The 21,754-nt window shown below is 66.1% G+C and carries 19 protein-coding genes; 9 read left to right on the top strand and 10 right to left on the bottom strand.

What is annotated here, in order from left to right:
* Positions 1 to 41 precede the first annotated feature (41 nt).
* Positions 42 to 1,547, top strand: a complete 1,506-nt coding sequence (locus ACUJ46_RS04030; protein WP_445389150.1) for an ATP-binding protein — start codon at positions 42 to 44, stop codon at positions 1,545 to 1,547.
* Positions 1,548 to 1,583: 36 nt separating this feature from the next.
* On the opposite strand, the gene ACUJ46_RS04025 is transcribed toward ACUJ46_RS04030, so the two are convergent.
* The 6 genes from ACUJ46_RS04025 to ACUJ46_RS04000 are packed head-to-tail and all read right to left on the bottom strand — an operon-like array spanning position 1,584 to position 8,269.
* Positions 1,584 to 2,621 carry an alcohol dehydrogenase family protein gene (locus ACUJ46_RS04025; RefSeq protein WP_445389149.1) on the bottom strand — a complete coding sequence of 346 codons (1,038 nt, stop codon included), beginning with the start codon at positions 2,619 to 2,621 and terminating at the stop codon, positions 1,584 to 1,586.
* Positions 2,618 to 3,670: an amidohydrolase family protein gene (locus ACUJ46_RS04020; protein ID WP_445389148.1), complete on the bottom strand. Its 1,053-nt coding sequence runs from the start codon at positions 3,668 to 3,670 to the stop codon at positions 2,618 to 2,620. The genes ACUJ46_RS04025 and ACUJ46_RS04020 overlap by 4 nt, the downstream gene beginning before the upstream one ends.
* Positions 3,667 to 5,214: an acyl-CoA synthetase gene (locus ACUJ46_RS04015; protein WP_445389147.1), complete on the bottom strand. Its 1,548-nt coding sequence runs from the start codon at positions 5,212 to 5,214 to the stop codon at positions 3,667 to 3,669. The genes ACUJ46_RS04020 and ACUJ46_RS04015 overlap by 4 nt, the downstream gene beginning before the upstream one ends.
* Positions 5,215 to 5,227: 13 nt before the next feature.
* Entirely contained in the window at positions 5,228 to 6,454 is a 1,227-nt protein-coding gene (locus ACUJ46_RS04010) for an acyl-CoA dehydrogenase family protein (RefSeq protein ID WP_445389146.1), read from the bottom strand.
* Positions 6,455 to 6,473: 19 nt separating this feature from the next.
* The gene (locus tag ACUJ46_RS04005) at positions 6,474 to 7,211 is read right to left on the bottom strand and encodes an SDR family NAD(P)-dependent oxidoreductase (protein ID WP_445389145.1); all 738 of its coding nucleotides are present in this window, start codon (positions 7,209 to 7,211) and stop codon (positions 6,474 to 6,476) included.
* Between the two features lie 14 nt (positions 7,212 to 7,225).
* On the bottom strand, positions 7,226 to 8,269 hold the full coding sequence (locus ACUJ46_RS04000; protein ID WP_445389144.1) for a phosphotransferase family protein: 1,044 nt from the start codon (positions 8,267 to 8,269) through the stop codon (positions 7,226 to 7,228).
* Positions 8,270 to 8,343: 74 nt separating this feature from the next.
* On the opposite strand from ACUJ46_RS04000, the gene ACUJ46_RS03995 reads away from it, so the two are divergent.
* Positions 8,344 to 9,012 carry a TetR/AcrR family transcriptional regulator gene (locus tag ACUJ46_RS03995; RefSeq protein ID WP_445389143.1) on the top strand — a complete coding sequence of 223 codons (669 nt, stop codon included), beginning with the start codon at positions 8,344 to 8,346 and terminating at the stop codon, positions 9,010 to 9,012.
* Here ACUJ46_RS03995 and ACUJ46_RS03990 read toward each other — a convergent pair.
* Positions 8,982 to 9,614, bottom strand: a complete 633-nt coding sequence (locus ACUJ46_RS03990) for an NAD-dependent epimerase/dehydratase family protein (RefSeq protein ID WP_445389142.1) — start codon at positions 9,612 to 9,614, stop codon at positions 8,982 to 8,984. The two genes, ACUJ46_RS03995 and ACUJ46_RS03990, sit on opposite strands and share 31 nt — an antisense overlap.
* Positions 9,615 to 9,781: 167 nt before the next feature.
* Between ACUJ46_RS03990 and ACUJ46_RS03985 the strand changes: the two genes are divergently transcribed.
* The 3 genes from ACUJ46_RS03985 (at position 9,782) to ACUJ46_RS03975 (ending at position 13,201) form a co-directional block, all read left to right on the top strand.
* The gene (locus ACUJ46_RS03985) at positions 9,782 to 10,750 is read left to right on the top strand and encodes an NAD(P)H-dependent flavin oxidoreductase (RefSeq protein WP_445389141.1); all 969 of its coding nucleotides are present in this window, start codon (positions 9,782 to 9,784) and stop codon (positions 10,748 to 10,750) included.
* Between the two features lie 118 nt (positions 10,751 to 10,868).
* Positions 10,869 to 11,381: a DUF1269 domain-containing protein gene (locus ACUJ46_RS03980; protein ID WP_445389140.1), complete on the top strand. Its 513-nt coding sequence runs from the start codon at positions 10,869 to 10,871 to the stop codon at positions 11,379 to 11,381.
* Positions 11,378 to 13,201, top strand: a complete 1,824-nt coding sequence (locus tag ACUJ46_RS03975) for an SLC13 family permease (RefSeq protein ID WP_445389139.1) — start codon at positions 11,378 to 11,380, stop codon at positions 13,199 to 13,201. The genes ACUJ46_RS03980 and ACUJ46_RS03975 overlap by 4 nt, the downstream gene beginning before the upstream one ends.
* Here ACUJ46_RS03975 and ACUJ46_RS03970 read toward each other — a convergent pair.
* Positions 13,185 to 15,473, bottom strand: a complete 2,289-nt coding sequence (locus ACUJ46_RS03970) for a S9 family peptidase (protein ID WP_445389138.1) — start codon at positions 15,471 to 15,473, stop codon at positions 13,185 to 13,187. The two genes, ACUJ46_RS03975 and ACUJ46_RS03970, sit on opposite strands and share 17 nt — an antisense overlap.
* Before the next feature lie 412 nt (positions 15,474 to 15,885).
* Here ACUJ46_RS03970 and ACUJ46_RS03965 point away from each other — a divergent pair, with 412 nt between their 5' ends.
* From ACUJ46_RS03965 to ACUJ46_RS03950, 4 genes are all read left to right on the top strand, one after another.
* Positions 15,886 to 16,092 carry a hypothetical protein gene (locus ACUJ46_RS03965; protein WP_445389137.1) on the top strand — a complete coding sequence of 69 codons (207 nt, stop codon included), beginning with the start codon at positions 15,886 to 15,888 and terminating at the stop codon, positions 16,090 to 16,092.
* Positions 16,089 to 16,388 (top strand): type II toxin-antitoxin system RelE/ParE family toxin, encoded by a 300-nt coding sequence (locus ACUJ46_RS03960; protein ID WP_445389136.1) that lies wholly within the window; start codon positions 16,089 to 16,091, stop codon positions 16,386 to 16,388. Before ACUJ46_RS03965 ends, ACUJ46_RS03960 begins: the two co-directional genes overlap by 4 nt.
* Positions 16,389 to 16,512: 124 nt before the next feature.
* The gene (locus ACUJ46_RS03955) at positions 16,513 to 17,553 is read left to right on the top strand and encodes a hypothetical protein (RefSeq protein ID WP_445389135.1); all 1,041 of its coding nucleotides are present in this window, start codon (positions 16,513 to 16,515) and stop codon (positions 17,551 to 17,553) included.
* Positions 17,554 to 17,578: 25 nt separating this feature from the next.
* On the top strand, positions 17,579 to 18,112 hold the full coding sequence (locus tag ACUJ46_RS03950; RefSeq protein ID WP_445389134.1) for a hypothetical protein: 534 nt from the start codon (positions 17,579 to 17,581) through the stop codon (positions 18,110 to 18,112).
* 115 nt (positions 18,113 to 18,227) lie between these two features.
* Here ACUJ46_RS03950 and ACUJ46_RS03945 read toward each other — a convergent pair whose 3' ends face one another.
* Positions 18,228 to 19,277, bottom strand: coding sequence for a ribonucleotide-diphosphate reductase subunit beta (locus ACUJ46_RS03945; protein WP_445389133.1), 1,050 nt, complete (start codon positions 19,275 to 19,277; stop codon positions 18,228 to 18,230).
* Positions 19,278 to 19,547: 270 nt separating this feature from the next.
* The gene (locus tag ACUJ46_RS03940) at positions 19,548 to 21,398 is read right to left on the bottom strand and encodes a ribonucleoside-diphosphate reductase subunit alpha (protein ID WP_445389132.1); all 1,851 of its coding nucleotides are present in this window, start codon (positions 21,396 to 21,398) and stop codon (positions 19,548 to 19,550) included.
* Between the last annotated feature and the right edge of the window lie 356 nt (positions 21,399 to 21,754).

Below are 21,754 nucleotides of genomic sequence, written 5' to 3'. Positions count from 1 at the left end.
ATCGGTTGCAGAATCATGGCCCAGCGGCCACAGGCAGGCGGGTGACGGCCGAAATCGACATCGGAACCGATGCAGCGGGCAAGCCCGTGGTCATCGACATCGAGGAACTGCTCGCAACCCGCCTGCTGGTGCAGGGCAATTCGGGTTCGGGAAAGTCGCATCTGCTGCGCCGCCTGCTGGAGGAAAGCGCGCGCATGGTGCAGCAGGTGGTTATCGACCCCGAAGGCGATTTCGTGACGCTGGCCGATGCCTTCGGCCATGTGGTGATCGACGGCGGCGCCCTGAACGAGCGCGAGATCGCGCTGATGGGTGCGCGCGTGCGCGAACATCGCGCATCGGTCGTCCTCAACCTCGAATCGCTGGAAGTGGATGCGCAGATGACCTGCGCGGCCACGCTTCTGAACGCCCTGTTCGATGCCCCGCGCGATCACTGGTACCCGGCCCTCGTGGTGGTGGACGAAGCGCAGATGTTCGCCCCCTCGGCCTCGGGCGACGTGACGGACGCCGCACGCCGCATCAGCCTGTCGGCGATGACAAACCTGATGTGCCGCGGGCGCAAGCGCGGCCTTGCCGGGGTGATCGCGACGCAGCGGCTGGCGAAGCTGGCCAAGAATGTCGCGGCCGAGGCCAGCAATTTCCTGATGGGCCGAACCTTCCTCGATATCGACATGGCCCGCGCCGCCGACCTTCTGGGCATGGAGCGGCGGCAGGCCGAACAGATCCGCGACCTCGAGCGCGGCAGCTTCATTGGCCTCGGCCCTGCCATCGCGCGCCGGCCGGTGCGCGTACGGATCGGCCCGGTGCGGACCGGCGTGCGTTCGGGCACGCACAATCTGCTGCCAATCCCCGAAGCCGCGCCCGAGGCTGTGCGCACCATGCTTTTCGCCGAGCTGGAACAGGCAGCGGAAGAACCGAGGTTGATGATGGCCCACACGCCACCGGCGCAGGCGGAAACGGCCGACGAACTGCTGCAGCGGCTGGCCATGCCCGGCCCATCGCTTTCGGCCCAGCCTGAACCCGAGGCGACGGCGCCGACCACATTGTTCGACACGGCCGCCCCGGCGCGGCCAGACGCTGCGGAAACCGAAGAGATTGTCCGCTCCGTCCTCGAGGACATGCTGGCCGACCCGGATTGCGCCTTCCGCACGACGGCCCAGCTCTACCAGGATTTTTCGGTGCGCTGCCGCATGCGCAGGCTGCTCCGCGCCCCGCTCGATCTCGCCGCGTTCCGCACCCGCCACACGCTGGCACAGGGCGGAATCCTCGATCCGGCCGAACCACGCTGGGAGGCGCTGCTTGCGGTAGCGGCCCGTGTGCCGGAAGGAATGCTCGCGCCCTTCCTGCTGATCGCGCGCGCGGCCATGGATGGCGCGCCCTGCCCCGATGATGAAAGCCTGGCCCGCGCTTATGGCACTGCCTCTCCGGGCCGCATCCGCCGCCTGATCGACCATATGGAAAAGCTGGGCATCATCGTCGCCCGCACCGATTACGCCGGCCGGCGGACCATCGGCATCCCGGAGCTCGGCCTGTCCACGGCAGCCGAATAGGCATCAGGGTCAGGGCGTCAGGTCAGGGCGTTAGGGTCAGGGCGTCAGCACCATCTTCAGCGCGCCCTCCGTCCGGCTGTCGAACATGGCATAGGCTTCCGCGCCTTCGGACAGCGGCATGTGATGGCTGATGTAGCGCTCCGGCTTCAGCCGGCCCGACTGCACCAGCGGAGTCAGCGCCGGCCACTCCTCGGGCACCGAGCAGGTGCCGATGCGGAAGGTGAGCCCGGCCGCGAAGGCCCGCTCCAGCGGGAAGGCATAGCGCCGCGCCTGCTGCACCCCGATCACCGACACGGTGCCCCGCCGCGTGACAAGCCTGAGCGCCAGATCGACGGTCGCTTCATGGCCCACGGCCTCGACCACGCAGTCGAGCTTGCGGCCGCCTGTCTGCTCACGGATTGTCTCCAGCGCCGCATCGGGATGGAGGGCGATGGCGCCGGATTCGGCGGCCAGCGCCCGGCGTTCGGCCACCGGGTCGATCGCATAGACCACATGCGCGCCCATGACGAAGGCACTGTCCACCGCCATCAGGCCGATGGGGCCAAGCCCGATCACGGCGACGCTGCTTCCCGGCCGGATGTCGGCGTTGCGCGCGCCGAACCATGCGGTGGCCAGCGCATCGGTCATCATCAGCGCCTGATCCCGCGTGATGCCCTCGGGGATGCGCACCGCGTTGCTATCGGCCGCCGGCACGCGAAAGGCCTCGGACTGCACGCCCTGAAGCCGCGCGGAAAGGCCGTAGCAGGCTCCCGAATTCGTCTCGCAGGCACTGACATTGCCGGAAAGGCACGGCCGGCAGGCCCCGCAGCCGACGGCGGCGGGCATCATCACCTTGTCGCCGGGCTTCAGCCGGGTAACAGCGCGCCCGACCTCCACCACCTCGCCCACGGCCTCATGGCCAACGCAGAAGCCGACATCCTCGGAAAAGCCATGGCCATGATAGATGTGCAGGTCGCTGCCGCAGATGGAGCAGGCTTCCATCTGCACGATGGCATCCCGGTCGGAGAGAAGTTCGGGATCCGCCATGCTGTCGAAGCGGATGTCCCGCGCGCCGAAATAGCGAAGCGCCTTCATGCAGCCTTCTCCATCATGCCGTCCAGCCGGTAGAAACGGGCCGCCGTGCCCGCGAAGAGATCGGCCTTTTCCGAAGCTGACGCCCCCGCCGTGATCCGCTTGAAGGCATTCCACAGCACGGGATAATCCGCGCCCCAGCGGTCCACCGGGAAATTGCTTTCGAACATCGCCCGGTCCGGGCCGAACGCCTCGATGCAGGTTTCGATCCAGGGCTTCCAGAGGTCTGCCAGAACTGCGGAACCCGGCCGGGCATCCGGGCCGAGCCCGGCAAAGCCCGGAAAGGGCATGGCAAGCCCGCCCAGCTTCACGAACAGATTGGGGCAGCCCGCCAGCGCGCGCATGCTTGCGGCCCAGTCCGCGAAGCCTTCATCGCGCTTCCCGGCATGGCGGCCGATGCCAAGCGGCGTTCCGACATGGTCGATCACCATCGGCACGTCCGGAAAGGCGCGGGCAAGGTCGAGAAGCTCGCCCAGCTGCGGCCCCAGCACCCAGAGGTCGAGCGTCAGCCTGCGCGCCGCGAAATGGCCGAGCGCCTGACGCACGGCCGGGTGCGCGGCAAGGCCGGCGGGCGTTCCGGCCATTGGGCCGAGCACATCCGGGTCGGCATCATGGGCCATCATGTGGCGGATGCCGCGAAAGCGCCCGCCAGCCGCTTCGACATGGGCATCGAGCACGGCAGCAACCCCGTCTCCGAGCATGAGATCGGCATGGCCGACGATCCCGGCGCAGGCCCGCATGGGGCCATAGATGCCGCTTTCCGCCATGGCCGCGACACCCGCCACGAATTCCGTTTCGCCAACGGGCTTCATGGCGTCAGGGCCATGGGCGCGGTAGAAGGCATGGCACTGGACGAACACGGTCCCCACCACATTGTGGCCGCTTCCCGTGTCGGCCAGAATCTCATCCAGCAGATAACGCGGCGATTGCGGCAGGATCTGCTGGAAGGGATGGGCCGGCGGCGGCAGATGCGCCAGCATGGGCCGCAGATCCCACAGATGATGGTGCGGGTCGATGATCGGCAGATCGGGGTCGAGGATGGTTTCGGTCATATGCGTTTCTCCCGGCCTTCCCAGAAGGGTGCGCGCAGCTTGCGCTTGAAGATCTTGCCCGAATCCTCACGCGGCAGGCTGTCGGCGAAATCGATCCGGCGCGGCACCTTGTAGCCCGCCAGCGTGCGGCGAAGCTCCGCCTTCAGCGCATCGGCTTCCAGCGTCACGCCCGGCATCGGCTGCACGACGGCCATGATGCTTTCACCGAATTCCTCGTCCGGAATACCGAACACGGCGCAGTCGGCGACACCGGGCAGCTTGTGCAGTTCCGCCTCGATCTCGGCCGGATAGATGTTGGCCCCGCCCGAAATGATCATGTCGTTGCGACGGTCGCAGAGGTAGAGAAAACCGTCGGCGTCGAAATAGCCCATGTCGCCCGGCGCCAGCAGGCCCTCACGCTCCATGGCGGTGCGCTTTTCCGGGGCGTTCTGATAGGTGAAATCCGACGCGCCGCGGGCGCGGGCAATCACGTCGCCCACGGTGCCGGGCGGCACGTCGCGACCTTCCTCGTCGACCACCCTGAGGTCGATGCCGGGCATCACCCGGCCGACCGATCCCGGATGGGCGAGCCACTCCTGCGCCGTGATGTTGGTGACATTGCCCATCTCGGTGGAGCCGTAATATTCGTTGATGACCGGCCCCCACCATTCGATCATCGCCCGCTTCACCGGCGGCGGGCATGGCGCGGCCGCATGCGTCACATATTCCAGCGAAGAGAGGTCGTAACGGCGCTTCACGGCATCCGGCAGGCGCAGCAGCCGGTTGAACATGATGGGCACCATGTTGAGGTGGGTAATCTTCTCCGCCTCGACCAGCTGCAGCAGCCGTTCGGCATCGAAGCGCGGCTCGATCAGCACATTGGCGCCCAGCCGGATCGAGAAATGCGAATGGGCGTTGGGGGCCGCATGATAGAGCGGGCCGATCACCGCCGTCACGATCTCCGCCGGGTCGCGCAGGCCGGCCACATGATCGGTATAGCCATAGGTCCAGGCGAGCATCGCCGTCGTCGCCTCGGCCTGTTCCGGCGTGAAGGTCGGCCGCTTCACGCCCTTGGGCCGCCCGGTGGTGCCCGATGTATAGATGATAGTGCTGGGCGGCTGCTCCGGCTCCCGCGCAAGCGGGGCGGCCGCATCGAGCAGCGCGCTCCACAGCGGCAGACCAGGCGGGTGCAGCACATCACCGAGACCATAGGCCGCGCGCACCTCGGGCGGGGTTTCCACCACGACGACGGGCAACCCCTCGGGGATCGCATCCCGGATGGGGTCAAGAAGATCGGCATGGATCAGCAGCAGCTTCACGCCGCTGTCGCGCAGCAGATAGCCGGCTTCGTCGGCGGTATAGTGCCAGTTCACCGGCACCGGATAGACGCCGAGCATTCCGGCCCCGAAGCTCGCCTCGAAGAAGGCCGGTTCGTTCCTGAGGTAGAGGGCGACGCCGTCGCCCTTCCCCAGCCCGAACCCCTCGAGGACCGTTGCGGCGCGGGCAGCCCGCTCCGCAAAGGCTTCCGGCGCGTGGCGGCGACCGCCGCTGCTGATCCAGCCCATGGCTCTTCCTCCCCTAGCGGGCGTTCATCGCCACATATTCGGCAATCTTCATCTTGCCGAGCTGCGACATATGGACTTCGTCCGGGCCGTCGGCGATCCGCAGATAGCGGTTCAGGGTGAAGAAATAGGCGATGGGCGTATCGTCGCTCACGCCCATGCCGCCATGCACCTGGATGGCGCGGTCGGCGATCGTCTGGGCCATCTGCGGCGCAATCACCTTGATGGCGGCGATCAGGTCCTTGGCCACCTTGTTGCCATGGCGGTCCATCTGGTCGGCGGCCTTCAGGGTCAGCAGGCGCGCCATCTCGATCTCGCAGAAGCTGCGCGCGATGTCCTGGCGGATGGAGGACTGGTCAGCCAGCCGCTTGCCGAAGGCGACGCGGCTGTCGGCGCGGCGCGCCATGATTTCCAGCGAGCGCTGCGCCTGCCCGATGGAGCGCATGCAGTGATGGATACGGCCCGGCCCGAGCCGGCCCTGCGCGATCTCGAAGCCGCGGCCTTCGCCGAGGATCAGGTTTTCCTTCGGCACGCGCACATTGTCGAACCGCAGTTCGCACTCACCGCCCGGCGAATTCATCGATCCGAAGACCGTGAGGTTGCGCACCATGGTGATGCCCGGCGTGTCGCGCGGGACGATGATCTGCGAATGCTGGGAATGGCGCGGGTTGTCGAACAGCGTCTTGCCCATGACGATGTAGAGGTCGCAGCGCGGGTGCATCGGGCCGGAAATCCACCATTTGCGGCCGTTGATCACATAATCGTCGCCGTCCGGCAGGATCGAAAGCTCGAGGTTGGTGGCATCCGAGGACGCGACCTGCGGCTCCGTCATCACATAGGCGGAGCGGATCTCGCCGTTCAGCAGGGGCTTCAGCCAGCGTTCCTGTTGCGCGGGCGAGCCGAACTTCGCCAGCACTTCCATGTTGCCGGTGTCGGGCGCGGAGCAGTTGAAGACCTGCGAGGAAAAGGGCGCGCGGCCCATGATCTCGGCAAGCGGGGCATATTCGAGGTTGGTGAGCCCAGGGCTGAATTCGCCATATTCATGCGGCAGGAACAGGTTCCACAGGCCTTCGGCGCGCGCCTTGTCCTTCAACGCCTCCATGCCGGGCCATTCCTTCCACAGGTTGGCCGGGTCGTGCACCCAGTCAAGATAGGCCTGCTCGTTCGGGTAGACATGCTCGTCCATGAAGGCTTCGAGCCGGGCGATCAGCCCCTTTACCTTGTCGCTGTGTTCAAATTGCATGATGGATCCTTCCGGGAGCTTAGAGCGAGAGACCGCCATCCACGACGAGCGTGTGGCCGGTGACGTAGGCGGCAAGCGGCGAGGCCAGGAAGATGGCGGCGCCGGCCATGTCCGCCGGAGTTCCCATCCGCGCCTGCGGAATCGTCGCCAGCGCGCCTTCGCGGCGTTTCGGGTTTTCCGTCGTCACCTTGGTGAGCTTGGTATCGACAAGGCCGGGCGCCAGGCCGTTCACCCGGATGCCGTCGCGCGCCCAGGCCTGGCCCAGGGTCTTCGTCAGGCTGATCGCGCCGGCCTTGGAGGCCGCATAGGCGGGGTTGCCGACATTGGCCTTCAGCCCTGAAATCGAGCTGACGATGATGATCGAGCCTTTCGAGGCGGCAAGCTGGCCGTGGAACTTGCGGCCGCAGTGCATCAGGCTGTCGAGGTTGACCGACATCACCCTGTCCCAGCCGGGGCGCTCGAACTCGCCGCGCCGGTAGACGACCGTGCCCTGGCACAGGACCAGCACGTCCAGCTGGTCGAAGGGCATGGGCGCCGCCTCGATGGCATCCGGGTCGCCGACATCGACACAGGTGTAGCCAAGGCCGGAAAGGTCCGAGCCATCGGCGGGGTCATAGTCGGCGGCGCTGGCGCGCGTGCCCCAGACATGCACCGTGGCGCCGCGCGCGCGGAAGCCATGGGCGATGCCGTTGCCGATGCCGCTGGAGCCGCCCACCACCAGCACCTTGCGGCCGGTGAAATCCGTATCGTCTTGCATTCCTGTCTCCCTCCTCAGCCGATGCGGCGAAGCGCCCGTTCGAACAGGCCGATTGTCTTTGCGTGCAGAAGATCGCCCGTGGCGCGCGGCGCCTTGCCGGCACAGGCACGGGCGTGCGTTCCTTCGAGGATGATGCCCAGCTTGTAGCAGGCCAGCACCGCGTACCAATCGATGTGGGAAAGGTCGCGGTCGCTCAGCGTGCCATAGTGGCCGACGAGTTCGGCGGCAGTGGGAAAGCCTTCCCAGGGCTTCACCGCCACGTCGGCATCGGCCGGCGCGTCGCCTTCGGGCCAGGTGGCGAGCAGCCAGCCGAGATCGAGCAGCGGGTCGCCGATGGTGGAAAGCTCCCAGTCCACGATGGCAGCAAGGTCGCCGCTGTCGTGCCGGAACATCACATTGGCGAGGTGATAATCGCCATGGATGATGCCGGCGCGGAAATCGGCCGGGCGGTTGGCGTCCAGCCAGCGCGCAACCTTGTCCACCCCCGGAATCTCGCCCGGCCCGGTCCAGCCGGGAAACTCGGCATAGCTGTCGAGCTGGGCCTTCCAGCGCGCCACCTGCCGCTCGAGATAGTTGTCGGGCTTGCCGAAGCCTTCGAGCCCGGCCGCGCGATAGTCCAGCGCGCCGAGCGCGGCGATCCCCTCCACCATCGACAGCCCCATGCGGTGGCGGATGACGGCGGAGCCGGCATGAAGCGGCGGCAGGCCTGTCGTCGCGTTGAAGCCCTCGACAGGCTCCATCAGGTAGAAGGCAGCGCCCAGCACATCCTCTTCCGGGCAGGCAGCGATCAGCGCCGGATGCGGCACGGCCGTGCCGGCCAGCGCCGCCAGCACCCGCGCTTCCCGACGCATCGTCTCGTTGGAATTGGCGCGCAGGTGCAGCGGCGGGCGGCGCAGCACATAGCGGCGCCCCGCGCGCTCGAAGCGCAGCAGGATGTTCTGGGTTCCGCCTGCCAGCAGTTCGGCCGCCCCGATCGGCCCCTCCCCGAGGCCGCGTCCATCCATCCATGCCGCGAGCGCGCCGAGATCGACGCCCGCAGGCGCGGCATCCTTGTTCATGCCACCTCCCTCTCTCTTATCCGGTTGGATAATGCATTTGACTGAAACGCCTGTCAAAACCTAAAAGTGCGAGCATGGCAGCCGAACACCAGCGCACGCGCGGCGACGCCGCAGCGCATCTCAAGGCCGTCGCCCTCGGGCTGTTCGCCGAGCGTGGCGTTGATGGCGTGACGGTCCGGCAGATCGCCGAAGCCGCCGGGCAGAAGAACCATGCCGCCGTCGGCTATCATTTCGGATCAAAGGAAGCGCTGATCCGCGAACTGGTGGTGGATGGCGCCCGCGCGATCGACGAACGGCGCAACGCATGGCTCGACCGGCTGGAAGCCGAAGGCGGCCCGCACAGGGTGATCGACGTGGCGGACTGCCTCATCCGCACCTCGATCGACCCGGACATGGAGCCGGGCACGGAAAGCTTCAACCGCTTCGTCGTCCTGCTCGGCATGTCGCACCGGGGGATGTTCATGGAAGCATTGGGCGGGCGCTGGAACTCGGGCTACCAGCGATGCCTGATGCATCTGCGCCGGCTGATGCCTGACATGCCCGCGGCCATCCAGAACCAGCGATTCGTGTTCATGGGCGCAACGCTCGGCGCCATCCTCGCGGCACGCGAAAGCGAGCTTGCGGACCGTTCGCGCCCGCACCCCATGTGGCAGTCCGACAATACGCTCGCCGATGCCGCAGCCGTGATGGCGGCGATGCTGGAAGCGCCCCCTCAGGCGAAAGCGCCCGCTTCCACCACATGAACGCCGGGCGCGGCCGTGACCGCTGCATCCAGAAGCCGGGCCGCCACTTTTTCGGCAGGGCTGATCCTCAAGGAGCGTGGCAGGGCCGGGCCAAGAAGGCCGAGAATCACCGCCGCTGCCCGTTCGGCTGGGCGGAATTCCGCCCGCGCGCCGCCAAGCAGGCCCGGCCTGAGAATTGTGAGCGAGGGATAGCCAGGCGCTCTGAGCGCCTCTTCCAGTTCCCCCTTGGTGCGCGGATAGAGAAAGCGGGAGCGCGGGTTCGCACCCGTGGAGGATACGAGCGCGAAGCTGCGCGCGCCCCTGTCCCGCGCGGCCCTGGCGATGGCGAGGGGAAGGTCGAGATCCACTGCGCGGAAGGCCTCGGCGCTTCCGGCCCGCTTTGCCGTGGTGCCCAGCGCGCAGGCGACCCCGTCGACCGCCAGCCATCCGGATTCGGCGGGAAAGGGCATGAAATCGGTAACGGGGTTCAGCAGTTTCGGGTGCGGCGGCAGCGGCCGGCGCGTGGGCGCCACCACGCCCGAGACACGCGAATCGGCCAGCGCCAGCGCCAGTGCATGGCTGCCAACAAGGCCGGTTGCGCCGGCTATCAGGACCCGCGCCATCTGTGAAAGCTCTCCTTCATTGCTTCGCCCGGGGGAATGATCGCCCAATAATGAGAGTGTGTAGCCGGCAGTGAAAGAGGCCAGAACAGGCACAAGCCCCGGAAGCGGGCGAACGGCAAACCGCAGCGGCCCCGGGCCGCTGCCAGATGGAAGGGTAGGAAGCCGCCATGTTCAAGACGCGCCTTACGGAAATGTTCAACATCGAGACGCCCATCTGCATGGGCGGCATGACCGGTGTCGGCTATGGTGAGCTGGTCGCCGCCGTCGCCAACGCCGGTGCTCTGGGCTTTATCACCGCCCACATGTTCCCCAGCGGCGAGGCTCTGCTGGCCGAGATCGAAAAGACCAAGGCGCTGACGGACAAGCCCTTTGGCGTGAACCTGACGCTGCTGCCCTCGATCAACCCCATTCCCTATGACGATTACCGGGAAGCGATCATCGCCTCGGGCGTGAAGATCGTGGAAACCGCCGGCCGCGCGCCGACCGACCACCTGCCCCGCTTCAAGGAAAATGGCGTCAAGGTGATCCACAAGTGCACCTCAGTCCGCCATGCCGTCTCGGCGGTGAAGAAGGGCGTGGACGTCATTTCGATCGATGGCTTCGAATGCGCCGGCCACCCGGGCGAGGATGACGTGGGCCTCATCGTGCTGCTGCCCGCCACCGTCGATGCCCTGCCTGACGTTCCGATCATCGCCTCGGGCGGCATGGCCGATGGCCGCAGCCTCGTGGCGGCGCTGGCGCTGGGCGCCGACGGCGTCAACATGGGCACGCGCTTCTGCGCCACCGTGGAAGCAAACATCCACCCGAACGTGAAGCAGAAGATCGTCGAGAACAATGAACTCGACACCGTTCTGGTGGGCCGCACCCTGCGCAACACGGCGCGAGTCGCCCGCAATGCCATTTCCGAGAAGGTGGCCGAGATCCAGCGCGACCCGACCAAGACCTTCGAGGACGTGAAGGAACTGATGGCCGGCCAGCGCGGCCGCGAAAATGTGCTGCGCGACGGCGATACCGACGGCGGCATCTGGACCAGCGGCCAGAGCCAGGCCCTGATCCACGACATCCCGACCTGCGACGTTCTGGTGAAGAACATCATGAAGCAGGCCGAACAGGTCGTCGCCACCCGTTTCAGCTGATCTCCCGCACATTCGGAAGGGGCCGTGCGCAAGAAGGTGCGCGCGGCCCCTTTTCCTTGCCCGGCATACGGGGCATTGACGGTGCTGAATACCGCAAGGCGTTTCAGGGGGCAGACCGATGAGCCAACTTCTTGTGCTGGGCTTTGACGGCATGGCAGCCGCCGACGAAGTGCTGAACAGGGTGCGCGCCCTGAAGGCGCGGCACCTCGTCGACCTGGAGGATGCGGTCGTCGTCGAGCGTGACGCAGACGGGCAGGTCCACATCAAGCAGGCCGTCAACCTGACCCGCATGGGCGCCGCCTCGGGCGGGCTTTCCGGCGCGCTCTGGGGCTTTCTTGTCGGACTGCTGTTCATGAACCCGCTGGCGGGCATGGCGGTCGGGGCGGGCGCCGGGGCCGGGGCCGGCGCGCTTTCCGGCTCGCTGATGGATTATGGCGTCAGGGACGATTTCGTCCGGCAGCTTTCCGCGACGATCCCCAGGGAAAGCTCCGCCCTGTTCGTGCTGGTTCGCGAAGCCACCTATGACAAGCTCTTCGAAGCCATAAGCGACTGGAAACCCCGCATTCTCGAAACATCCCTCTCGAACGAGCAGGAAGCGCGGCTGGCCGAGGCGCTGAAGGCCAGCGCATGACGGCCGGCTTTACCGCCTTTGCCGAAGGATGGGTGTCGTTTCTGGCTGCCCATGCCGATGTTGCCGGGCTGGTCATGATGCTTCTGCTGCTCATCGCCTTCGCAAGCGAGCGCCTGCCGCCATCCGTTGTTGCCGTGGCCGCCGTCGCGCTCTTCAACCTGCTTGGATTCCTTGACCTTTCGACGACCCTTGGCGCCTTTTCCAACCCCGCCCCGATCACCATTGCCGCCATGTTCATCCTCTCGGCGGCGCTGGTGCGCACCGGCGCGGTCGAGGCCGTGGCGACACGCCTCCTGCTGGTCGCGCGCCGGAAGCCGCGCATGGCGCTCGCCGAAGTCTATGGCGGGACGGCGCTTTCAAGCGCCTTCCTCAACAATACGCCCATCGTCATCCTGATGGTGCCGGTGCTGCGGAAACTGGCGGGTGCGCTCGACATATCGGTCACCCGGCTGCTGATCCCGCTTTCCTATTTCGCGATCCTGGGAGGCACGCTCACGCTCATCGGCACGTCTACCAACCTGCTGGTCGATGGCGTGGCGCAGGAAAAGGGCCTTGCGCCATTCGGCATCTTCGAAATCACCGGCGTGGGCCTTGTCGCACTGGTGACGGGTGTCGTGGCACTCGGCATCCTCGGCCGCTGGCTGCTGCCCGACAGGCCGCAGCTCAGGCTGCTGGACGAGGAGCATATGTTCCTCTCGGAACTCGGCCTGCCCGAAGACTCGGAATGGGCCGGGCGGGAAGCCGGCGGCATTGCAGCGCTCAAGCGATCGGGCATGAAGCTGGTGGGCATCAACCGCAGGGGCCGCATCCTGCGCGGTGACCTCGCCAAGGAACTGCTGGAAGCGGGCGACCGCCTCATCATCCGCTCCACCGCGCAGGAACTGGCGAGCCTGCTGAAGGGACGGGGCAGCGCCGTTGGCCTCAAGGGCGTCGGCGATGCGGGTGCGGCGCTCATCGAGGAGGGAGAGGCGGACAAGAATCTTCTCGAGGTGACGATCGCGCAGACCCATCCGCGCATCGGCCGCCCCCTCGCCGAGATCAATTTCCTCAACCGGCTCAATGTGCGGCTGCTGGGCGTCGCCCGGGACAGGAACGAGCCCGGTCCCAGCCTCGGCTCCGTCCGCATGCGCGCAGGCGACAAGCTGCTCCTTCTCGCCGGGCCGGAAGCCCAGAACGACCTGCGCTCCAACCCGAACCTGCTCGGCCTGTCGGCGTCCGGCGTCACGCCCTTCCGCCGCGACAAGGCCCCGATTGCGCTCGCCGCCTTTGCCGGCGCCATCCTGCTCGCCAGCTTCGGCATCACGGACATCACGACGGCGGCCATCATCGCCGTCGCCATCGTGCTCGCCACCCGCTGCCTCGCGCCGGAGGAAGCCTGGGGCTCGCTGGATGGCAATGTGCTCATCCTCATCTTCGCCATGCTGGCCATCGGAACGGGGCTGTCAGCGGCCGGTTCCGTCGATCTCATCGTCTCGGCAACCCTGCCCTTCCTGCAGGACGTGCCGCCGCTTGCCCTCATTCTCGGCGTCTATCTTCTCAGCTCTGTCCTGACGGAGCTGGTGACCAACAATGCCGTCGCCGTGCTCTTGCCGCCGCTTGTCATCGGGCTTGCGGCCCAGCTCGGGGTCGATCCGCGCGCTCTTCTTGTCGCCGTGATGTTCGGAGCCTCGGCCAGCTTCGCCACGCCCATCGGCTACCAGACGAACACCATCGTCTATGCCGCCGCCGATTACCGCTTCAGCGATTTCCTGAAAGTCGGCGTGCCCATGAACCTCATCGTCGGCCTTGCGACCTGTCTTGCCATCAACGCGATGTACTGACGCCGTCTTCCGCTGCCGGATCCGGCTTGCGGACATGCCGGTCGAGGAAATCGAGAATGGTGCGCCACATGTGCAGTTGCAGGCCCGGCTCGGCGATGCGGTGGGTCTGGCCGGGGTAGAGCATCGTCTCGAACGGCCGGCCGGCCCTTTGCAGCGCCGCCATCATCCGCGCGCTGTGATCGAAGACGACATTGTCATCGGCAAGCCCGTGAATGAGGAGCAGCGGCCGCGCAAGACGGTCCGCCCGCAGCGTCACGTCCGAGCGGTCATAGGGGCCGCGATCCTTCGCCGGGTTGCCCAGGTAGCGCTCGGTGTAATGTGTGTCATAGAGGGTCCAGTCGGTCACCGGGGCGCCAGACACACCGGCTGCAAAGGCCTCCGGGTGCTCCGTCATCAGGCGCAGGGCCATGTAGCCGCCATAGGACCAGCCATAGACGGCGATGCGCCCGGGATCGACGAAGGGCCGGGCCTTCAGCCAGGCCAGCGCCGCCATCTGATCCTCCACTTCGGTCACGCCCACCCGCAGGTGGATCGGGTCGGCAAAAGCGCGGCCACGATTGGGCGTGCCGCGGTTGTCCACCATGAAGACCGCCCAGCCCTGCCGCAGAAGATACTGGTGGATGAGGGAGCCGAAGGCCTTGCGCACCCGCTGGGTGGTCGGCCCGGCATAGACTTCGAAGAAAACCGGAACCCGCGCGCCTTCCGGCACACCGGGCGGCAGCATCAGCGCATAGTGCAGGTCCGTCCGGCCATCGGCCGCCTTCAGCGTGCCATAGTGCGGCGTGACATGCCGGGGCAGAAAGACATCATAGGCCGCCGCGCCCGCCGAAACCGGCCTGATGGGGGCAAGACCGCCCGGGGTGACGGCGGCCAGGGTGATGGCTGGCGGGGATGCGGGGGTCGAGACGGTCAGGAGGACATGGCGCCCCCCCGTATCGGCGACGGCTTCGGCCCAGGCGCCATCCGCTGACAGGCGCTGCACAGGCCCGCCCTTCAACGGGGCCTGATAGAGGGCCTTTTCGGTGGGGCTTTCCCGGAAGCCGGTGAACAGAATGCGCCCGCGCGCCTCGTCGACCGCAAGCAGTTCATCGACGGACCAGTTGCCGCGCGTGAGCTGGCGCAAACGGTCGCCATCGAACAGATAGAGGTGCCGGTGACCAGACCGCTCCGAAGCCCACAGGAAGCGCCGGCCGTCTTCCAGCACCTTCAGGCTGTCATGGAGGTTCACCCAGCTTGGCCAGCTTTCCGTAAGGATGACGCGCGAAGCCCCCGTACCGGCATCGACAAGCAACAGGTCGAGCCGGGTCTGGTCCCGACTCTGGCGCTGGACAAGCAGCTGGCCCGCGTTCAGCCAGTTGACGCGCGCGAGATAGATGTCGGCATCCGGCCCCAGATCCACCCTGACGGGATCGCCACCCGAAAGATCATGGACCCACAGCTCGACCAGGGCATTGGGCGTTCCGGCAAAGGGGTAGCGCTGCTCGGTCACGCGCGTGCTGTCGGCGCCGATGGCTGCGCGCACGGCGATCTTCACCGCGCTCTCATCCACCCGCGCCACGGCGATGCGGCGGTCATCGGGCGCCCACCACTGGCCGGTCGTCCTGCCCATTTCCTCCTGCGCCACGAACTCGGCCATGCCATGGCTGACCGGCCCGCCCCCGCCAGTGGTGATGGCGGTTTCGGCGCCGGTGGAAAGATCTATGGCCCACAGGTTGCTGCCCCGCACGAAGCTCACCCGGCTGCCGCCGGGCGAAAGCCGGGCGTCGATTTCGCTTTCGGGAGTCCGGGTCAGCCGGCGCGGCGCGGAATCGAGCGGCGCGAGCCAGATATCGCCATCGAGGGGAACGAGAAGCGCGCCGCCATCGGGCGACCATTGATATTCGACAATGCCCCTGCTGGAAGAAAGACGCGCGCGCTCCCGGCGCATCAGCTCCGCTTCCGACAGGCTGGCCATGCCGGATGAAAGGGCAAGGCTGTCCACCGCCATGCGTTCGGCGCCTGTCATGACATCCTGCACCCACAGGTCGAAGCGAAGCTGGTCATCGGCGCGGGGGCGCAGGAAGGCGATGTGCCGGCCATCGGGCGCCATGTGCAGCGCACGCGGCGGCGTGCCGATGAGCGGCGGATTGGCGAACAGGCGCTCGAGCGGAAGATCGGGCGGAAGATCGGGCGGAAGATCGGGCGCAGCGGCAGGCGCCGTAACGGCTGATGGCGTTGCCCTGGCAGGTGACAGAAGAGCCAGTAGGGCGGCGGCAAGAAACAGACTGCGCATGGCCTGAAACTGCCCCCGCGCCCCGCCCTTGGCAAGCCGGGAATACTGCCGGCTGTTAACCATTAATGCATTGGAAATCCGTCTTAATCCGTTGTAGTGAACATATGTCTGGCAAAGTGCCATCAGCATTTTGCCGGCATGTGCCATCGGGTATTCGCACCGGGGTCCACGCAAACGGGGGTCCACGCAAACGGGCATCAATGATCGTTCAGCAACTTGCCGGGCGATAGACGCTTTCTGCGTGCCCTGGCCGCCGGATAGCGGGAATCGTCGCACCCCGGGGCAGGGGGCGAAGGGCATGGATCGCAGTGGTCGCAAGGGGGGCAGGCATGAACGCCAGAACAGACATCCGGGCACAACGTCCGAAAACCCCTCCGAAAGTCCCCTTGATGATTCGCAGGGGCATGGACCGATGAAACTGATCGATCAGCTTCGGGCGGCCGTGGCCGCAGGGCGCGCCAGCGGTGTGAGCGAGAAGGACGTCGACACCATCTTCGAGGATGTCGTTGCCATGCCGTCGGGTCCGGGCTTTGCCGGGCACAACATGCCTGCCGACGAAGCGGGCGCCGCAGCCAAAGCCGCTGAAAAACCGGCCGCCAGTGGCAGGAGGAAGGCATGAGCGGCGTTCGCCTCACGCGGATGGCGGAAGAGGATCTCGCCCGCATATTCGAGAGCGCCTTCCGCACCTTCGGCTTTCTGGGCATGGAAGTCGCCATCTCCAACCGGGATGGCTTCAAGGCCGCCTTCATGCACCTTCTGCACTTCCCCACCGGCGGCCAGATCCAGAGCCAGATCGAGGAAGGCGTGCGGGCCCAGCCCTTCCGCAACCATGTCATCTATTATTCGCTGGACAGCGATGGCCTCCTCGTCCTCCGCATCCTGCCGAGCGAACTGGACATGGCGCGCGCCGCCTGAGCCGCAGCGTTTACTGAGGCAACAGCGCAAAGCCCGGTCCTGCAAGCTGACCAGCGGATACCCCCACTGGCCTGCCGGCAGGCGATATGCCACTTTGTGCCCACATGGCATCGAGGGGGCAATCATGACCAAATTCGCCATTATCCTGCCGGTGGCGCTGGCGATGGCGCAGGCTGCCGGCGCTGTAGCCATTGCAGATCTGAAGGACATACATGGCAGCTATGCACCGGGCGGCGATTGCAGCCGCCAGCCGCAGGTGCGGGTCGATCGCAGCGGCGTGCATGCCGAGACGCCGGCTGGAAAGGCCGGGCCACTGCCGGTGCAGGTCTCGCTCACCTACATCGGTGGCGCCAGCTATGATGGCATCCAGAACTGGGTTCTGGTGAAGATGGGCCGGGACCGCTGGGGCGATGTCGGCACGCCAGTGCTGATGACCTTCAACCACGCGGAAAAGCCGGGCCATCTTCTTGTCGAACGGCTCGACGACGTAGCCGGTGGCATCCCGGCCCCGCTTGCGGCCGTGGCCAGGGCCGGCACTTTCCGGCGCTGCGGCACGGCCATGACGGGGCTTTCTCCTGCAAGCGCGGCGCCTTCCGCCGCACAGACTGCATCTGGCAGGGCTGTTCTGGCGGCCACGCCAGCCGCAGGCTTCGGGCAATTGATCCATGCCCTCACGCCACCCTCCACGCTGCCGGCAAACAGCTTCCAGAACTGGCGTGACATCGAGCGCGCACCACGCGTGACCTGGGCCGCCCTTCCGCCGGAAAGTCTCGACAAGCCCTTGCCCGGAAATCATTATTTCCGTCGAAACGGGGTGATGCAGGGGGATGGCGGGCCGGTCAAGCTGATGGCGGCCGGCGCACGCACCATGGTGATGACCCACTATCTCAAGAATGAGGGCCGCCCGCTGGGCGAAGCCGCGCTGATCGAGGGCCTCGCCGCAGCCGGCATCCGCGCCACGCTCGTGCGCTGCCCCATCCGGCCGTCACAGGCCGTGCCGCGCTGGTACCGGCTCGATACGCCCGGCAAGCGGACAAGCTTTCTCTGGTATGCGCCGGCGCGTGGCGCGGCCCAGCCCTGGGAAGGCTATCAGCTGATTCTGGAGCAGGCGCTTCCCCCGCCCAGCGCGCGGGACCGGCTGGGCTACACTGACAAGTGCAGCTAAGGGGAGCGGCAGGAGGCGTTCCCCCATGACAGACACGACCAGCAGAACGGACGAGATCGCGGCGCTGACAGCGGATTTCGAAGCTTTCTCAAAGGTGATGGACAGCGCCCTCGCGGGCGAGATCGAAAGCTTCCAGGGCCTTTCACGCCAGTTCGGCCTGCGTGATGAAACCGACGGCCTTCTGGACCGCATCCGCCGTGTCAGGGATGTCATACGGGCCGGGATCGGGCAGCTTGGCGATGGCAATCAGGCAGCCGGGGCATTTTCGAAACAGGCACTCACGCTCGTCTCGAGGGTGGCCCTGCTCGACTCGCTGTTCGACCAGCTGGCGCGCTATGCCGTGGTGGCGGAACTGCGCGGTACGGCGGACACGGCCGGCAACCTGCTGACGATGGTGCAGAACTGGGCGAAGATGCTGCGTGAATGGCTCGCCGGTCTGTCGCGCCAGATGGTGCTGCTTGCGGCGCTCGGCACGGACGCATCCGGCTGGCAGCTGCGTGGTGAACCTGGCCGCGGGCTTGCAGGCGCCGCCCTCATCCGGAACTTCGGCGCAGACTGACCTGCCCGTCTGGCAAGGATGAAGGCAGCCAGAAAGAAAACGGCCCCGGCCGGAACCGGGGCCGTGCAGATGCGGCCTTCTGCCCATGACAGGCGAAATGTGCCGGAAGGCAGGCCTATTCGGCCGCGCCCACGCTTCCCAGCAGGTCGGCCTCGGCCACGCCGTCATTGGCCGGAGGCGTCGCCCGGGCAGACATGCGCAGGTCGAAAGCGTCCCACACCTCGTTCCAGTTGCCCTTGGTCGCGGCCTTGGAATATTCGGTGGCGCGGGTTTCGAAGAAGTTGGCGTGCTCCACCCCGTTCAGCAGCGGCTGAAGCCAGGGCAGCGGATGCTCCTCGATCAGGTAGATGGGCTGCATGCCCAGCTGCTTCAGGCGCCAGTCGGCGATGAAGCGAATGTATTTCTTGATTTCCTTCGCATGCATGCCGGGCACTGGGCCCATTTCGAAGGCAAGGTCGATGAAGGCATCTTCCAGCCGCACCGTCTTCTGGCACATGTCGGCGATATCGTCCTTCACGGCCTTGGTCAGGCACTGGCGCTCGGCGCAGAAGGCATGGAAGAGCTTGACGATGCCCTCGCAATGCAGGGATTCATCGCGCACCGACCAGCTCACGATCTGCCCCATGCCCTTCATCTTGTTGAAGCGCGGGAAGTTCATCAGCATCGCAAAGCTGGCGAAGAGCTGCAGCCCCTCGGTGAAACCGCCGAACATGGCGAGCGTGCGGGCGATGTCGGCATCCGTGTCCACGCCGAAGGTGGACAGATAATCATGCTTGTCGCGCATTTCCTTGTAGTTGAGGAAGGCGCTATATTCCGATTCCGGCATGCCGATGGTGTCGAGCAGGTGGGAATAGGCCGCGATATGGACCGTTTCCATGTTGCTGAACGCCGTCAGCATCATCTTGATTTCGGTGGGCTTGAACACGCGGCCATATTTGTCGTGGTAGCAATCCTGCACCTCGACATCGGCCTGGGTGAAGAAGCGGAAGATCTGCGTCAGCAGGTTGCGCTCATGCTCGGCGAGTTTCTGCGCCCAGTCGCGGCAATCCTCGCCCAGCGGCACTTCCTCGGGCATCCAGTGGATCTGCTGCTGGCGCTTCCAGAACTCATAGGCCCAGGGGTATTCGAAGGGCTTGTAGACCCGGCTTGCTTCGAGAAGAGACATGGCGATTCCTTCGAATTCAACGGAACGTATGTAGAACGGAAAGCCGCCTGCGTGAAGGGGCGTGATGTCCCTTTGCTCGCCTGAAGCGCCGCATGCGGGCAAGACGCAACAGTGTCGCGGACGAAAGCACGTGGTGCCTGCGGCGCGGGGGAACCGGCGCTTCGGAGGGAAGCGCCACCCCGGCCGGATTCACGCCGCCGCAGGCCACGAGGGCAAGTTGCGCGCCCTGCGCCTCGGCTGCGTCGGCGTCACGCGGGCGACCGCCCTCGCTCACTGGCATGCCAGACATTCGTCATAATCCCGCATCTCCACCTGGATCTGCTTCAGGTCCGGCGTGTTGTCGCTGTCGACAGCACCGGCGAAACCGGCACGCTGGATGGACTTGGAGCGCAGGTAATAGAGCGACTTGATGCCCAGTTCCCAGGCGCGGAAGTGGAGCATGAGCAGATCCCATTTTTCCACATCGGCCGGGATGAACAGGTTCAGCGACTGGGCCTGATCGATATAGGGGGTGCGGTCACCCGCCAGTTCCAGAAGCCAGCGCTGGTCGATCTCGAAGGCGGTCTTGAAGCAGTCCTTCTCTTCCTGGGTCAGGAAGTCGAGATGCAGCACCGACCCGCCATGCTCGAGAATGGAATTCCAGACGGCATCCGAATTCTTGGCTTTCCCGATCAGCAGCTTTTCGAGATAGGGGTTCTTCACCACGAAGCTGCCCGACAGGGTCTTGTGGGTGTAGATGTTGGCCGGGATCGGCTCGATGCAGGCCGAGGTGCCGCCGCAGATGATCGAGATGGACGCCGTCGGCGCGATCGCCATCTTGCAGCTGAACCGCTCCATCACGCCGCGATCGGCGGCATCCGGGCACGGCCCGCGCTCGGCCGCCAGCAGCATGGAAGCCTCGTCCACCTTCTGGCGGATGTGGCGGAACATGCGCAGGTTCCAGCTTTTGGCCATGGCGCTTTCGAAGGGCAGGCCCCGCGCCTGATAGAAGCTGTGCAGGCCCATCACGCCAAGACCGACCGAGCGCTCGCGGCCAGCCGAATATCTGGCGCGCGCCATTTCGGGCGGGGCGCGCTCGATATAATCGGTCAGCACATTGTCGAGGAAGCGCATCACGTCCTCGATGAAGCGTGGATCGCTGTTCCACTGGTCCCATGTCTCGAAGTTGAGGCTGGACAGGCAGCAGACGGCAGTGCGGTCGTTGCCGAGATGGTCGACCCCGGTGGGCAGGGTGATTTCGGAACACAGGTTGGACGTGGAAACCTTCAGCCCCAGCTCCTTCTGGTGGCGGGGCATGTGGTCGTTCACATGGTCGGCGAAGATGATATAGGGCTCGCCGGTCGCCAGCCGGGTCTCGACCAGCTTCTGGAAGAGCGCGCGCGCATCCACTTCGCCGCGCTTTTCCCCGGTCTTGGGGGAAACGAGATCGAAGCTGCTGCCGGCACGCACGGCTTCCATGAAGGCATTGGTGACAAGCACGCCATGGTGCAGGTTCAGCGCCTTGCGGTTGAAATCGCCCGAGGGTTTGCGGATTTCGAGGAATTCCTCGATCTCGGGGTGGGAAATGTCGAGATAGACGGCGGCCGAACCGCGCCTGAGCGACCCTTGCGAGATCGCCAGAGTCAGCGAATCCATCACCCGCACGAAGGGGATGATGCCGCTTGTCTTGCCGTTGAGGCCGACAGGCTCGCCGATGCCGCGGACCCGGCCCCAGTAGGTGCCGATGCCGCCACCGCGCGCTGCAAGCCAGACATTCTCGTTCCAGGTGGCGACGATACCCTCGAGGCTGTCGGACACGCTGTTCAGATAGCAGCTGATGGGCAGGCCCCGGCCAGTTCCGCCATTGGACAGAACCGGCGTGGCCGGCATGAACCAGAGGTTCGAGATATAGTCATAGAGCCGCTGGGCGTGGCCTTCGTCGTCGGCATAGGCGGCCGCAACGCGGGCGAAGAGATCCTGGCTGGTTTCACCGGGCAGCAGATAGCGGTCCTTCAGCGTTTCCCTGCCGAACTCGGTGAGCAGGCTGTCGCGCGACGGGTCGGTCTTCACCGGGAAGCGCGGCTGATAGATGGCATGGCTTGCCGGGGCGCCGCCGGACACGCCGCTATCATCCCCTGTCATCTGACTGCGCTCGAAATCCATCATGACCCCTCGTTTTCTTCTGTCCCTGCGAGGCAGGCGCCGACTCCGGCACAGCCCCTTTCACGCAACAATCGATATCTTGTGCCCGGCCTTCCGGGCCCTGGCCGAAGCCCTTGGGCCGTTCTGGCATGTAAAGGTTACAGACACGATATCTAGGGGTGCGTTCGCCGCACCACCACGAGGGATAGTGCCATTTTGGGCAGGAAGGGCAAGATCAAATTTGCGTTCGGAGGTGAATATGGCGGCCCTGCCTGTGGACAGATGCGGGGATTGCCGCGGCATGGAATGCCGCATGCAATGCAGCATGGATTGCAGGGCTTCACCCTGCCCCCGCG

Source organism: Sandaracinobacteroides sp. A072, from assembly GCF_052616365.1.
The sequence above is the reverse complement of the archived record's forward strand: the minus strand, read 5'-3'. Positions and strand labels throughout refer to the sequence as shown.

What these genes read in the sequence shown, in the direction of transcription:
- ACUJ46_RS04020 (WP_445389148.1), bottom strand. Translation starts at nt 3,670, where the DNA reads ATGACCGAAACCATCCTCGACCCCGATCTGCCGATCATCGACCCGCAC.
- ACUJ46_RS03940 (WP_445389132.1), bottom strand. Translation starts at nt 21,398, where the DNA reads ATGACAGGGGATGATAGCGGCGTGTCCGGCGGCGCCCCGGCAAGCCAT.
- ACUJ46_RS03955 (WP_445389135.1), top strand. Translation starts at nt 16,513, where the DNA reads ATGACCAAATTCGCCATTATCCTGCCGGTGGCGCTGGCGATGGCGCAG.
- ACUJ46_RS04005 (WP_445389145.1), bottom strand. Translation starts at nt 7,211, where the DNA reads ATGCAAGACGATACGGATTTCACCGGCCGCAAGGTGCTGGTGGTGGGC.
- ACUJ46_RS03950 (WP_445389134.1), top strand. Translation starts at nt 17,579, where the DNA reads ATGACAGACACGACCAGCAGAACGGACGAGATCGCGGCGCTGACAGCG.
- ACUJ46_RS03970 (WP_445389138.1), bottom strand. Translation starts at nt 15,473, where the DNA reads ATGCGCAGTCTGTTTCTTGCCGCCGCCCTACTGGCTCTTCTGTCACCT.
- ACUJ46_RS03945 (WP_445389133.1), bottom strand. Translation starts at nt 19,277, where the DNA reads ATGTCTCTTCTCGAAGCAAGCCGGGTCTACAAGCCCTTCGAATACCCC.
- ACUJ46_RS04000 (WP_445389144.1), bottom strand. Translation starts at nt 8,269, where the DNA reads ATGAACAAGGATGCCGCGCCTGCGGGCGTCGATCTCGGCGCGCTCGCG.
- ACUJ46_RS04025 (WP_445389149.1), bottom strand. Translation starts at nt 2,621, where the DNA reads ATGAAGGCGCTTCGCTATTTCGGCGCGCGGGACATCCGCTTCGACAGC.
- ACUJ46_RS03985 (WP_445389141.1), top strand. Translation starts at nt 9,782, where the DNA reads ATGTTCAAGACGCGCCTTACGGAAATGTTCAACATCGAGACGCCCATC.
- ACUJ46_RS04010 (WP_445389146.1), bottom strand. Translation starts at nt 6,454, where the DNA reads ATGCAATTTGAACACAGCGACAAGGTAAAGGGGCTGATCGCCCGGCTC.
- ACUJ46_RS03960 (WP_445389136.1), top strand. Translation starts at nt 16,089, where the DNA reads ATGAGCGGCGTTCGCCTCACGCGGATGGCGGAAGAGGATCTCGCCCGC.
- ACUJ46_RS04015 (WP_445389147.1), bottom strand. Translation starts at nt 5,214, where the DNA reads ATGGGCTGGATCAGCAGCGGCGGTCGCCGCCACGCGCCGGAAGCCTTT.
- ACUJ46_RS03975 (WP_445389139.1), top strand. Translation starts at nt 11,378, where the DNA reads ATGACGGCCGGCTTTACCGCCTTTGCCGAAGGATGGGTGTCGTTTCTG.
- ACUJ46_RS03990 (WP_445389142.1), bottom strand. Translation starts at nt 9,614, where the DNA reads ATGGCGCGGGTCCTGATAGCCGGCGCAACCGGCCTTGTTGGCAGCCAT.
- ACUJ46_RS03980 (WP_445389140.1), top strand. Translation starts at nt 10,869, where the DNA reads ATGAGCCAACTTCTTGTGCTGGGCTTTGACGGCATGGCAGCCGCCGAC.
- ACUJ46_RS03995 (WP_445389143.1), top strand. Translation starts at nt 8,344, where the DNA reads ATGGCAGCCGAACACCAGCGCACGCGCGGCGACGCCGCAGCGCATCTC.
- ACUJ46_RS03965 (WP_445389137.1), top strand. Translation starts at nt 15,886, where the DNA reads ATGAAACTGATCGATCAGCTTCGGGCGGCCGTGGCCGCAGGGCGCGCC.